Source organism: Streptomyces sp. NBC_00996, from assembly GCF_045162675.1.
Lineage (GTDB): Bacteria > Actinomycetota > Actinomycetes > Streptomycetales > Streptomycetaceae > Streptomyces.
In genome coordinates, this window is record NZ_CP108723.1 from 1,226,686 (window position 1) to 1,238,748 (window position 12,063).

General features: G+C 71.4%; 11 protein-coding genes. 4 read left to right on the forward strand and 7 right to left on the reverse strand.

What is annotated here, in order from left to right; translation table 11 throughout:
* Positions 1 to 48 precede the first annotated feature (48 nt).
* The 4 genes from OG390_RS06155 to lnt form a co-directional block, all read right to left on the reverse strand.
* The gene (locus tag OG390_RS06155; RefSeq protein WP_406165629.1) at positions 49 to 1,974 is read right to left on the reverse strand and encodes a helix-turn-helix domain-containing protein; all 1,926 of its coding nucleotides are present in this window, start codon (positions 1,972 to 1,974) and stop codon (positions 49 to 51) included.
* Between the two features lie 80 nt (positions 1,975 to 2,054).
* Positions 2,055 to 2,855 (reverse strand): 3-hydroxybutyrate dehydrogenase, encoded by an 801-nt coding sequence (locus OG390_RS06160; RefSeq protein ID WP_406165631.1) that lies wholly within the window; start codon positions 2,853 to 2,855, stop codon positions 2,055 to 2,057.
* 54 nt (positions 2,856 to 2,909) lie between these two features.
* Positions 2,910 to 3,389: an NUDIX hydrolase gene (locus tag OG390_RS06165; RefSeq protein WP_406165633.1), complete on the reverse strand. Its 480-nt coding sequence runs from the start codon at positions 3,387 to 3,389 to the stop codon at positions 2,910 to 2,912.
* 64 nt (positions 3,390 to 3,453) lie between these two features.
* Complete coding sequence (gene lnt / locus OG390_RS06170) at positions 3,454 to 5,067, reverse strand: apolipoprotein N-acyltransferase (protein WP_406165635.1); 1,614 nt, start codon at positions 5,065 to 5,067, stop codon at positions 3,454 to 3,456.
* 238 nt (positions 5,068 to 5,305) lie between these two features.
* On the opposite strand from lnt, the gene OG390_RS06175 reads away from it, so the two are divergent.
* Positions 5,306 to 6,367, forward strand: a complete 1,062-nt coding sequence (locus OG390_RS06175) for an O-antigen ligase family protein (RefSeq protein ID WP_406165637.1) — start codon at positions 5,306 to 5,308, stop codon at positions 6,365 to 6,367.
* Between the two features lie 30 nt (positions 6,368 to 6,397).
* Here OG390_RS06175 and OG390_RS06180 read toward each other — a convergent pair whose 3' ends face one another.
* Together OG390_RS06180 and OG390_RS06185 are read right to left on the reverse strand one after the other, a co-directional pair.
* Positions 6,398 to 6,940, reverse strand: a complete 543-nt coding sequence (locus tag OG390_RS06180) for a hypothetical protein (protein ID WP_399088160.1) — start codon at positions 6,938 to 6,940, stop codon at positions 6,398 to 6,400.
* 116 nt (positions 6,941 to 7,056) lie between these two features.
* Positions 7,057 to 7,842: a glutamate racemase gene (locus OG390_RS06185; RefSeq protein ID WP_406165639.1), complete on the reverse strand. Its 786-nt coding sequence runs from the start codon at positions 7,840 to 7,842 to the stop codon at positions 7,057 to 7,059.
* Between the two features lie 58 nt (positions 7,843 to 7,900).
* Here OG390_RS06185 and OG390_RS06190 point away from each other — a divergent pair, with 58 nt between their 5' ends.
* Entirely contained in the window at positions 7,901 to 9,076 is a 1,176-nt protein-coding gene (locus OG390_RS06190; protein WP_406165641.1) for a glycosyltransferase, read from the forward strand.
* 4 nt (positions 9,077 to 9,080) lie between these two features.
* On the opposite strand, the gene OG390_RS06195 is transcribed toward OG390_RS06190, so the two are convergent.
* Positions 9,081 to 10,409, reverse strand: a complete 1,329-nt coding sequence (locus tag OG390_RS06195) for a TerD family protein (protein ID WP_406165643.1) — start codon at positions 10,407 to 10,409, stop codon at positions 9,081 to 9,083.
* Positions 10,410 to 10,692: 283 nt separating this feature from the next.
* Here OG390_RS06195 and OG390_RS06200 point away from each other — a divergent pair, with 283 nt between their 5' ends.
* Together OG390_RS06200 and OG390_RS06205 are read left to right on the forward strand one after the other, a co-directional pair.
* Positions 10,693 to 11,133, forward strand: a complete 441-nt coding sequence (locus tag OG390_RS06200) for a DUF6643 family protein (RefSeq protein ID WP_406165645.1) — start codon at positions 10,693 to 10,695, stop codon at positions 11,131 to 11,133.
* Positions 11,134 to 11,177: 44 nt separating this feature from the next.
* Positions 11,178 to 12,002: an MOSC domain-containing protein gene (locus tag OG390_RS06205; protein ID WP_406165647.1), complete on the forward strand. Its 825-nt coding sequence runs from the start codon at positions 11,178 to 11,180 to the stop codon at positions 12,000 to 12,002.
* Positions 12,003 to 12,063: the final 61 nt, after the last annotated feature.

Here is a 12,063-nt window from a genome sequence, read left to right on the forward strand (position 1 = left end):
TCTGGTCCCCTCTTCATGGCCCCCGTACGCGGATGACGCGTACGGGGGTCAGTGCGGTGCGGCCGACGACAAGTGGTGCAGCCGCAGGGCAAGTTGGATCTCCAGCGCGCGAGCCGGACTCTGCCAGTCGTCCCCGAGCAGCCGTCCCACCCGCTCCAGCCGCTGCGCCACCGTGTTCACATGCACATGCAGGTCGTCCTTCGTGCGCGCCGGGCTCATGCCGCAGGCGAAGTACGCGTCGAGGGTGCGCAGCAGATCCGTCCCGCGCCGTTCGTCGTACGCCACGACGCGGCCGATGGTGCGCTCGACGAAGCCGGAGATGTCCCGGTCCCCTGCGAGCAACAGCCCCAGGAAGCCGAAGTCCTCGGCGGCGGCACCGTCTCCGGCGCGGCCGAGCAGACGCAGGGCGTCCAGGCAGCGCTGTCCCTCCGCGTAGGCGGCGGCCACCGCGTCCGGGCGGGCGGCGAGCTGCTCGACGGGCGCGGAGGCACCGACGGTGACCCCCGCGTGGACCGCGGTGCCGAGGTGCCTGGCCGTACGACGGGCCAGGTTCGTCGCGGTGTCGCCGGGCGCGAGGGGAAGCAGCAGGACCGTGCCGCCGTCTCGGGCGGCGGCCAGTCCGTGCCGGGTGGTGGCGAGATGGGAGGCGGCGGACCACAGGCGTCTGCGGGCAGCTGCCTCCTGGTCGGCGTCCGCGGCTGGGGCGTCGAGCCGGGCGGCCAGTACCACGTGCGGGCCGTCGAGGTCGGCGTGCAGACGGGCGGCCCGCTCACCCAGCAGGCGTGGATCGCGGTCGCGGGCGTCCAGTAGGTCGTCCAGCAGCTCGCCGCGGACGCGCTGTTCGGCCTCGGCGGCCGAGCGTCTGGCGAGCAGGAGCAGTGAGGTGACCATCGCGGCCCGCTCCAGGGTGCGCTGGTCGACGGGGTCGAGGCCCGGATGCCCGCGCAGCACCAGCGCGCCGAGCAGTTCGCCTCCGGCGGCCACCGCGGCGACCCAGTCGTCCCGGTGCCGCACGGCGTGGCCCTCGGTGCGGGATGTCTCCACAGCGGCGGTCGGCGCGTCGCCCGATTCGGCGAACACGACGGTGCCGTCGAGGACTTCGGAGACGGCGGCGGCCACGTCGTGCACCCCGCCGCCGCGCAGCACGAGCTCGGCGAGCCGGTCGTGGACGTCCGACGCACGCTCGATCACCCCGCTACGGTCCCGGATGATCTCGTTGGCACGGCCCAGCCGATCGAGGGCCGAGCGGGTCTCCGTGAGCCAGTTCGCCGTGTCGATGGCCGCCGCGGCCAGGGCTGCGAACGAGCCGAGGAGGGCGATCTGCTCCCGCTCGAAGATCCGCGCGCGGCGGTCCGCCGCGAACAGCACCCCGATGACCTGGGACCCGATCATCAGCGGCACCCCAAGAATCGCCACGAGGCCTTCGTCCCGGACGCCCGAGTCGATGGTCCGGGTGTGCTGGAAGCGCTCGTCCTTGAAGTAGTCGTCGGTGACATAGGGGCGGGCGGTCTGTGCGACGAGCCCGCCCAGCCCCTCCCCCATGCCGAGCCGCAGCTGCTGGAAGCGCGCGGCGACCGAGCCCTCAGTGACCCGCATATAGGTGTCGCCCCTGGCCTCGTCGTGCAGGCTCAGATACGCGACGTCCGTGCCGAGCAGTGACCGGGCCCGCTGCACGATCGCCTGGAGTACGGCGTCGAGGTCCCGCAGGCCTGCCAGGTCGTGCGCGGTCTCGAACAGCGCGGAGAGCTCGGCCTCACGACGGCGCCGCCCCTCTATCTCCGAGCGCACGCGCAGGGCGAGCAGCTTGGCCTGTTCGAGCGCTGCGATGCGCTCGGGCGGCCGGCCCTCGGCGCGGGCGAGCAGCACGGGCTGCTCGTACGCGTCGGCCGACGCGCCTCTGGCCAGGAGTTCCAGAAACGGCGCCTCGGCGCTGTCGGCCGGGCGCTCGGCGGATTGCACGTGATCGCGGGACATGCTCACAGGATTACGCATCGACGGGCCGGCACCGGAATGCCTGTGGACAACTCGTGCCCGGGCTCCCGTTCGGCTCCGGCTCAGTGCGCGGTCCAGCCCCCGTCCAGCACCAGGGCCGTACCGGTGATGAAGGCCGCCTGCGGACCGCACAGATAGGCCACCGCCTCCGCGACCTCCGTGGGCTCGATGAGCCGCTTGACCGCGCTGTCCTGCAGCAACACTTCGGCCAGGACGCGCTCCTCGGGAATCCCGTGCGCCTGCGCCTGGTCCGCGAGCTGCCTCTCGACCAGTGGGGTGCGCACATAGGCGGGGTTCACACAGTTCGAGGTGACTCCATGGGGCGCGCCTTCCAGGGCGGCGGTTTTCGAGAGCCCTTCAAGGCCGTGTTTCGCGGCCACATACGCCGATTTGAACGCCGAGGCTCGCAGCCCGTGGACCGATGAGACATTGACGATGCGGCCCCACTCCTGCCCGTACATGTGGGGCAGCGCTCCGCGGATGAGCCGGAACGGTGCCTCCAGCATCACGGTCAGTACGGTGTGGAAGACATCGGGCGGAAACTCCTCGATGGGGCGCACCATTTGGAGCCCGGCATTGTTCACGAGGACGTCGGTGCCCGCGGCTGCCTGCTCTGCCGCGTCGAGGTCGGTGAGGTCGAGGACGTGCGGCTCGACCGTGCCTGCCAGGCCCTGGGCCCCTTCGGCCAGCGCGTGCAGGCCCGTGGCGTCCCGGTCGACCGCTCTCACCTTGGCGCCGGCGGCGGCGAGCCGGAGCGCGCAGGCGCGGCCGATGCCGCCTGCGGCGCCGGTGACAAGGGCGGTGCGGCCGCCGAGGTCTAGTGCGGGGGCGTGGGGGCCCGGGAGGGCGCTGGGCGCGGTCATGCCTCGACCCTAAGCAGCGCCCACGTCCCAACCGATGTGGTCACCGCACATACTTCACCCACTGGTCATGGGTGCGAACCATGTGGGTGCATCAGATAGCGCCTGCTTGATCCGGAAGAGTGCGTGCCCGCTCAGCTCCGGAAGGGCGTCCACGTCGAACCAGCCGACCTGCAGCGACTCGTCGTCGTTGACGCTGGCTTCGCCGCCGATGGCCCGGCACCGGAACGTGGTGTCCATGAACTGGCAGATGTCACCGTTGTCGAAGGTGACCTGTTCGCCGGCTTCGACCAGAACGACCCGCTCGACTTCGCAGCGTACGGCGGTCTCCTCGTACACCTCGCGCACGGCACAGGCCGCGGGCTGCTCGCCGGGATCCGGGATACCCGAGATCAGCGCCCACCGACCGTTGTCCGAGCGCTGGCCCAGCAGCACTCTGCCTTCGTCGTCGAAGACGACCGTGCTCACGCCGGGGAGCCAGAGAAGCTGATGGCCCGCGGAGGCCCGGATCGTGCGAATGAAGTCAGGAATAGCCATGACCCGACCCTAACGGCCCAGCCCCGTAACGCCCTGGCGGTCCGCGCAGCCTCGTCCTGCGCGCCTACCTGCCGGTGTCCCGACGTCCACGCACCGTCGTCGCCACCGCCCAGCCGAGCCCGCCCACCGCGACCAGCACCAGTGCCATCTCGGGAAGGATCCCGAGCTTCGTGGCAGGGGTCTGCGAGGAGCGCAGCGGCACCTTCTGGACCAGAGAGTCGGCCACGAACATCCCGGTCTTATGGGTGATCTTCCCGTCCGGCATGATCACGGCGCTGACGCCACTCGTCACCGGCACCGTGACGGTGCGGCTGTGCTCCACGGCGCGGACGCGGGACATCGCGAGCTGCTGGTAGGTCATCTCGCTGCGGTCGAAGGTCGCGTTGTTGCTGGGCACCGAGATCATCTGCGCACCGTCGGTGACGGTGCTGCGCACGGCCCAGTCGAAGGCGGCCTCGTAGCAGGTGGCGAGACCCACCTTGGCGCCGTCCATGGTGAACACGCCCGCCTTGGTGCCACGGCTGAAGTCCTGGCGCACCATGGTCGTCCAGTTCTTGTTGATGGCCCCGAGGAGGGAACGCATCGGAAGGTATTCGCCGAAGGGCTGGACCTGCCGCTTGTCGTAGGTGTCGACCGCGCCCTCGACCGGGTCCCACAGGATCTGCTCGTTGTAGAGCTTGCCGTCCCGCTCGACGACACCGCCCACCGAGACGGGGGCGCCGATCGCCTTGGCCGCGGTGTCGATCACCATGCGCGCGTCGGCGTTGGCGAACGGGTCGATGTCGGAGGAGTTCTCCGGCCACAGCACGAAGTCCGGCTGAGCAACCTTGCCCGCCTTGACCTCGGCGGCCAGCCGCTCGGTCTCCCGCGCGTGGTAGTCGAGAACCGCGCGCCGCTGGGCGTTGAACTCGAGCCCCGCACGCGGCACGTTGCCCTGGATGACCGCGACGGTCGCCGTCCCGTCCTCGGCCTTGTCACTCACCAGCGTCCGCGCGGCGAGCGCCCCCGCCACGGGCACGACGATGCTGAGCAGCGCTGCCACGGCGGCGCCTCGCCGGACGACACGCGTACGGCGGCCTTCGACGACCAGGCGCACGATCTCGTACAGTCCGAAGCCGCAGAGCACGACCCCGAAGCCGAGCGCCGGGGTGCCGCCCACGGCGGCGAGCGGAAGGAAGACGCCGTCGGCCTGTCCAAAGGCGATCTTTCCCCAGGGGAAGCCGCCGAACGGCGCACGCGCGCGTGCCGCCTCACCGGCGATCCACACCGCGGCCGCCCACAGCGGCCACCCGGGCAGCCGGGAGACGAGCGTGATGCCCGCACCGACCAGCGCTATGTACACCGCCTCCACCGCGACGAGAGCCAGCCACGGCCCGGAGCCGACCTCGACACCGGTCCACACGAGCAGCGGCAGCAGGAATCCGAGGCCGAACAGATAACCGAGACCGAGACTCGCCTTCCAGGTGCGGCCGCGCAGGACCCAGGCGAAGACCGCGAAGGCCGGCAGGGCGAGCCACGACACGGTCCGTGGCGGAAAGCTGACGTACAGCAGCACTCCGGAGAGCGTCGCGGCGGCGGCCGGAACGAGACGCCGAGCCAGTCCGGCAGCGCGCGAGGCGGGTGCGGCCTGGGATTCGAGCTGGTCCGGCTCGTCTACGGTGGTTGCGGTGGCGGTCACTCGGGGAGTGTACGGCGCGTGACATCGGCGCCGACAGCACGGTCTTGTCGGCTCGGGTGGGCGAACGGCTGCGGGCAGGACGTTCCGTGCACGTCTGCCGCAACGTTTCTGCGCAACTTGTCCACAAACCGGCGCATCACCCGTTACGGTGTGCCCGAGCCTCTGACGTGCGGCCGGATGCGGCCACGACGACCGGGGCCCGTCATACACGGGGGGCGACGGGGTGGGGTCCACGGGGATGACGTCCACGGCCGATGCGGCAGCCGCGGGCGAGAGACGCAACGCTTCGGACGCCGCGGGCGTGATCGTGCTCGCGGCCTGCGCAACCTGGTCCTTGATCACGGCGGCCGCGCACGACGGCAGACCCGAGGGCGTACTGCTGGCGGTGCTCGCGGTGGCGGCCGGCTACGCCTCGGGGCGGATCTTCGGGGCGCTCCTGCCGGTCGCCGCACCCTGCGCCGGGGCCCTTGCCGGACTCGGCCTCGCGATCGCCACTCCCGGACCGCAGATCACCTTGCAGCTCGGTCACACGGGCGCCACGGCAGCACTGCTGACACTCTCCACCGGCGCCGCGTGTTGCGCCGCCTGGGCAGCCGACCCACCCGCGCTGCGCCTCACGCTACGGCTGCTGGCCATCGGGGTCACGGTGACCGCGGCGGTGCTGGGGTCGACCACGGGGTTCGTCACCTGCGCCGGGGTCCTGCTGTGTTCGACGGCCGCCGCCCGTATGCGCCACCGCGCCCTGGGGCTCGCGGGACTGGCGCTCACCGCGGCGCTGGTCGCAGGAACGACCTGGGCGATCGCCGAGGACTCGCTGCCCGACGGCCTGACCGCCTCCTTGGAGGGACAGCTGACCCGGCACCGGGTCCAGCTCTGGCACGACGCACTCCATCTGGCCCGCCAGGATCCGGCGCTGGGTGTCGGTCCCGGACGCTACGGAGAACTCAGCCCGACGGTCGCGCAATCACTGCTGCCCGACGGCAAGCCCCACTCCGCGCCACTGCAGCAGGCGGCCGAGCAGGGCTTGATCGGCGTGGCACTGCTCGCGGCGGCGTTCTGCTGGGTCCTGTACGCGCTGTGGCGCACTCCGCGCCCCACGCCGATCGCGCTGACGGCGGGCGCGGCCCTGGCGGCGCTGGCCGCCATCGCGTCGATCGGCAACGCGCTGAGTTTCACCACGGTGACGGCCGGGGCGGGCCTGCTCGCCGGGCTCGCCACGGCACGGCCGCTGGCCGACGACGGGCCGGAGAACGTCATGGACACCGCGGAGCATCGCCGCGACAACCGCATGGAGCCGTGAAGCGCGGCACTCCAGACGGGCCGACCCGGGTCAGATCACGGTGCCGGGAGTGGCCGGGCGCAGACGGTCGCGGATGATGCGTACCGCCGCCTCGGCGTTGTCCACCGTGATCGTGAACGTATGGCCGTCGCCAAGACGCAGCACCACGCCCTCGCCGCGCCGGACGATGACGGCGGTCCCCTTCTCGGGCCGCCAGCGGTAGCCCCAGCCGCCCCACTGGCGGGGAGTGACCCGCGGCTCGAAGTCGGCACCCACGACGCTGGAGAGCGGAATACGACGGCGCGGCAGACCGATGTGGCCGCAGCGCACCTCGACGCAGTCCTTGTCGACCTTCACGGCGACGTGCACGAACGCGAGCGTGCCGAACAGGATCAGCAGTCCGGCCGCGATGCATCCGACCACGGACATGACGAGCGGAGCCGTGCCCGATGTCCACACGGAGTCGACGGCCAGCTCGATACCGAGCGCCAGGCAGGCGGCACCGCCGAGTGCGGGCAGCCATTGGACGCGATTGGTCGCACGCCCGGTCCAGATCTCCGGGGGCGTGCTTTCGCCGTGGGGGTGGTCCCTCATATCAATGAGACTACTCAGGTTCCGCACCGCGGGCACCGGGTCGCGGAGCGTTACTCTTCCGGGTGGGCGACGGCTGTACGGAGGGCGTCTGCGTGGTGACCAGCGGTGACCGTCGGTCAGCGGGCGGGGCTGACCGCCGACAGGAGGCGGCCTTCCTCGTACTCCAGCGCGGTCGCGGGCAGCACGCCCTCGCGGCCGCTGAGGAGCACCATGACGGCGGAGTCGGCGGGAGCCTCGGCGTCCGGGAGCTCGCCGATCCTGCGCAGCGCCTGGGCGGCGACGGCGCCGGCGGACCCGTGCAGGACGAGCGGCGGAAGGCCGGGCTGCTGCACGGCCGCGCGGATACGCTCGGCGACCAGTTCGTAGTGGGTGCAGCCCAGGACGACGGCCCTTACGTCCTTCGGGGTGTGCTCGGCGGCCGCGGCGATCGCGGCGTCGACGGCTCCCTGATCCGCGTGTTCCACGGCGTCGGCGAGCCCGGGGCACGCCACCTCGGTGACGGTCACTCCGTCCGCGAACTCGCGGATGAGTCCTCGCTGATAGGGGCTGCCGGTGGTGGCGGGTGTGGCCCAGATCGCCACGGGTCCGCCGCCCGCCGCGGCCGGCTTGATCGCCGGGACGGTGCCGATGACGGGCACCTCCGGCTCCAGACGGGCGCGCAGCGCGGGCAGGGCGCGCACGGAGGCGGTGTTGCAGGCGACGATCAGCGCGTCCGGCCGATGCTGTGCGGCGGCCTCGGCGACGGCGAGGGCGCGTGCGGTGACGTCCTCCGGCGTACGCGGCCCCCAGGGCATGCTGCCGGGGTCCGAGGAGAGCACGAGATCGGCGTCGGGCCGCAGTCGACGTACCGCGGCAGCAGCAGCGAGCAGTCCGATTCCGGAGTCCATGAGCGCGATCTTCACCCGGTCACCATAGACGATCCGCCCCAACGGTCGGCCGGGGTGGGGCAGACTGCGGCGGGTGAGCGCCGTTGCGTGGACCGCTGTGGGATCACTGGCCGCTTGGCTGTGGCTGCTGCTCGGCCAGGGCTTTTTCTGGCGTACGGATGTGCGGCTGCCACCGCGTCGGGATCCGGACGACTGGCCGTCCGTCTGCGTCGTCGTACCGGCACGGGACGAGGCCGCTGTTCTGCCCGCGAGCCTGCCGTCACTCCTCGCACAGGACTATCCGGGGCGGGCCGAGGTCTTCCTCGTCGACGACGGAAGTTCGGACGGCACCGGGGAACTGGCCCGTGAGCTTGCTCGCACCCACGGCGGCCTGCCGCTCACCGTCGACTCGCCCGGGGAGCCGCCCGCGGGCTGGACGGGCAAGCTCTGGGCCGTACGGCACGGAATCGGGCTGGCACGCGCGCGTGGACCCGAATATCTGCTGCTGACGGACGCGGACATCGCCCATGACGCCGACAGCCTGCGGGAGTTGGTGGCGGCCGCGCGAACCGGTGGCTTCGACCTCGTCTCCCAGATGGCCCGGCTGCGCGTGGAGAGCGTGTGGGAGCGGCTCGTCGTGCCGGCCTTCGTCTACTTCTTCGCACAGCTCTATCCCTTCCGGTGGATCGCGGTGAAGGGCTCGCGGACGGCGGCCGCGGCGGGCGGCTGCCTCCTGCTCCGTACCGACGCCGCCGAGCGGGCGCGGATCCCGGACGCGATCCGGCATGCCGTGATCGACGACGTGGCGCTCGCCCGGGCGGTCAAGCGCGGCGGCGGCCACATCTGGCTGGGGCTCGCCGAACGGGTGGACAGCGTGCGGCCGTATCCACGGCTCCACGATCTGTGGCGGATGGTCTCGCGCAGCGCGTACGCCCAGCTGCGGCACAACCCGCTGCTGCTCGCCGGCACGGTCGCCGGCCTGACCGTGGTGTACCTGGCTCCGCCGGTCGCTCTCGCGGTGGGCCTTGCCGCGGGGAACGTCTGGGTGGCGACCACCGGAGGGCTCGCGTGGCTGCTGATGACGGCCACGTATCTGCCGATGCTCCGCTACTACCGGCAGCCACTGTGGCCGGCCCCGCTGCTGCCGGTCACCGCGTTCTTGTACCTCCTTATGACAGTCGATTCGGCGGTGCAGCACTACAGGGGGCGCGGCGCGGCCTGGAAGGGCCGCACCTACGCGCGCCCCGACACCGCCCTCGACGAGAGCTGATCGCTCACTTCCTGCCGGGGGTCCAGTTCATGCCCCACCCGTAGGCGTAGTCGACGGTGCGCTGCGGGCTCACGCCGCGCTCGGGGACCAGGTAGCGGGCCTCGCGCTGGACGACCAGGTCGCCGCCGTTGTTGGTGATCAGGGCGAGGGCACAGACGGTCGAGGGCACCGTGCACTCGTCGAGAGAGAAGTCGACCGGCGCTCCGCCCAGCGGCTGGAGGGTGACCGTGGCGTGCAGGTCGGCGAAGGAACGCGCTCCTTCGTAGATGGTCACGAAGATGAGGATGCGCCGGAAGCTCTGTTTGTGGTCGAGGTTGATGGACAGGTTCTCGCCACTGGCCACGGCGCCGGTGCGGTCGTCGCCGTCGAGATGGATGTACGGCGGCTGGTGCAGCGCCCCGAAAGCGTTGCCGAGTGCCTGGACGACCCCCTTGCGGCCGTCGGACAGCTCGTACAGGGCGCACAGGTCGAGGTCGAGGTCCGCGTGCATCGCGACGGCCCGGCCCCGCTTGCTGCCCCAACCGGAGAACTGCTTGCGCACCTGCCAGTTGAGATTCACGCGCATCGTGCCGGAGGTGCCGCCCTGTTTGGTGAGCGAGACCGAGGGAGCCTCCTTGGTGAGCGTCACCTTGGAGAGGCGGACCGGAGCGGTAGGAGCCGCGGGCGGCGGAGCCATCGGGGGCGGCGGCATGGTGACGGGCGGCGCGACCGGGGGTGGCATGGTCACGGGCGGCGCGACGGGCGGGGGCGGACCCTGCACACGGCTGCCGGGCGCGGGTGGTACGGCGGCGGGCGGCGCCGCGTGCTGCGGTTCGTCCACCGTTATCCCGTAGTCCGTGGCCAGCCCTTCGAGTCCGCTGCTGTAGCCCTGCCCGACGGCGCGGAACTTCCAGGCGCCCTGGCGCCGGTAGAACTCGCCGAGCACGAAGGCGGTCTCTACGGTCGCGTCGGCGCTTTCGAAGCGAGCGACCTCCGTGCCCTTCTGCGCGTCGAGCACCCGGATGTACAGCCCGGGAACCCGCCCGAAGGTGCCGCCGTCCGCGGAGGCGGCCAGCACCACGGTCTCGATGGCGGGCTCCACGCGCGCGAGGTCGACGAGCAGCGCGTCGGTCACCTGACCGCCCGCGTCCCGCTTGCCCTCGTGCCGCACGGCAGTGGAGGAGTGCGTCGGCTGGTTGTAGAAGACGAAGTCGCCGTCCGAGCGGACCTTTCCGGACACCAGCAGCAACGCCGAGGCATCCGCGTCGGGCACCCCCGGTCCCGAACGCCAGCCCAATTCGACGCGCAGTGCGGTCGTCGGCACGGGAACATTCGATCCCTTAGGCATTGACATGTACGCCCCCATCACGTCTGGCCGCGCCTCGGGCGGACCGCCGGCTCCGTTGCCGCCAAACCTAATCCTTCAGCCCGCCGAACTCCCATGACCCGGACAGGAAGACCCGTGGTCAACCGCCGGTAACCCACCATGAACTCGGCCTTTACACGATCCGAGCGCTGTTTGGCGTCCTTTTTTGCCGAGTTCGCTCGCATTGGGGATCCCGCGTCACTGCCGACACGGAAAACAACCCTCTTATCGGTCTCCCCAACCAGCACATCGTGGGCTTAACTTATGTGCCATGACCTCCCCCCGCTCCACCTATGGCGGCGGTTACTACTCCGCGCCGTCCTTCTTTCCTGACACCCCGATCTACGACTCTCTCGTCGCCGAACGGGGCACTCCCCAGATCGCTCCGATCCGGGTTCCCGCCGCCTACGACACGGGCAGCCATCTGCCCGCGCTCCCGTCGGCACTCCCGGCCCTCCCGGCCGGGCCCTCCCACCAGGTTCCCTCGTACGGCTACCCGCAGGCCCAGCAGCCCGCGCCGCTGCAGCAGGCCCCCGCGCCGTACATCCCTCAGCAGGCTGCGGGACCGCGCGGATATCCGGGCGCCCAGCCGCAGCAGCAGCGTCCGATGGGGACCGGCACGGGCTACGAGGCGATGCGCCCCGCGGCGCCCCGTCCCGCTCCGGCTCCCTACCAAGACCCGTACAACAGCCAGCAGTACCGCGGCTACTGAGCAATTCGCCCGGATTGTCGGTGCCTGCTGGCACCATGGCGGTCATGGGGAACGCGGAGCTGCACTCGATCCATGTTTATCCGGTCAAGGCGTTCCGGGGCCAGTCGCCCCGGGAGGCCGTCGTGGAGCCCTGGGGGCTGGCCGGAGACCGACGCTGGGTACTGATCGACGACGGGGGAAAGGTCGTCACGCAACGCCAGCAGCCACGCCTGGCCGTGGCCGCCGCCGAGCTGCTGCCCGGCGGCGGCATACGGCTGTCCGCACCGGGCCGTGAGCCGCTGAGCGTGCCCGTGCCCGAGCCGATCGGCACGACGACGCTCGACATCTTCGGGGAAAAGGTGGAAGCCGTCCTCGCCGACGCCGTCGCGCACAACTGGTGCAGCGACTATCTGGGCGCCGAGGTACGCCTCGTCCACATGGACGATCCCGCCACGCGTCGGCCCGTCGACCCGGACTTCGCGCGTCCGGGCGAGACCGTCAGCTTCGCCGACGGCTATCCGCTGCTCGTCACCACACTCGCCTCGCTGCAGGCCCTCAACTCCTTGATCGCGCAGGGCGACCATCCCCATGAGGGTCCGCTCCCGATGAACCGTTTCCGGCCGAACGCGGTCGTGTCCGGCACGGCCCCGTGGGCCGAGGACGACTGGTCCCGGATCGCCATCGGCGAGGTCGTCTTCCGCGTCACCAAGATGTGCGGCCGCTGCGTCGTGACCACCATCGACCAGACAACCGCCGAGCGCGGCAAGGAGCCCCTACGCACCCTCGGGCGCCACCGCCGCTTCGGCAGCCAGTTGGCCTTCGGGCAGAATCTGGTGCCCGAGTCCTCCCGCACGGTGCGCGTCGGCGACCCGGTCACCGTCCTCGAATAGCCCGCGCGATCGAGATGTGTGAATCTGCGCGCCGAGAGGGAACCCGGGCCCCGGGCACGAG

Coding starts and splice junctions, on each gene's coding strand:
- OG390_RS06155 (WP_406165629.1), bottom strand. CDS start 1,974: ATGTCCCGCGATCACGTGCAATCCGCCGAGCGCCCGGCCGACAGCGCC.
- OG390_RS06160 (WP_406165631.1), bottom strand. CDS start 2,855: ATGACCGCGCCCAGCGCCCTCCCGGGCCCCCACGCCCCCGCACTAGAC.
- OG390_RS06165 (WP_406165633.1), bottom strand. CDS start 3,389: ATGGCTATTCCTGACTTCATTCGCACGATCCGGGCCTCCGCGGGCCAT.
- OG390_RS06175 (WP_406165637.1), top strand. CDS start 5,306: ATGACGTCCACGGCCGATGCGGCAGCCGCGGGCGAGAGACGCAACGCT.
- OG390_RS06180 (WP_399088160.1), bottom strand. CDS start 6,940: ATGAGGGACCACCCCCACGGCGAAAGCACGCCCCCGGAGATCTGGACC.
- OG390_RS06195 (WP_406165643.1), bottom strand. CDS start 10,409: ATGTCAATGCCTAAGGGATCGAATGTTCCCGTGCCGACGACCGCACTG.
- OG390_RS06200 (WP_406165645.1), top strand. CDS start 10,693: ATGACCTCCCCCCGCTCCACCTATGGCGGCGGTTACTACTCCGCGCCG.
- OG390_RS06205 (WP_406165647.1), top strand. CDS start 11,178: ATGGGGAACGCGGAGCTGCACTCGATCCATGTTTATCCGGTCAAGGCG.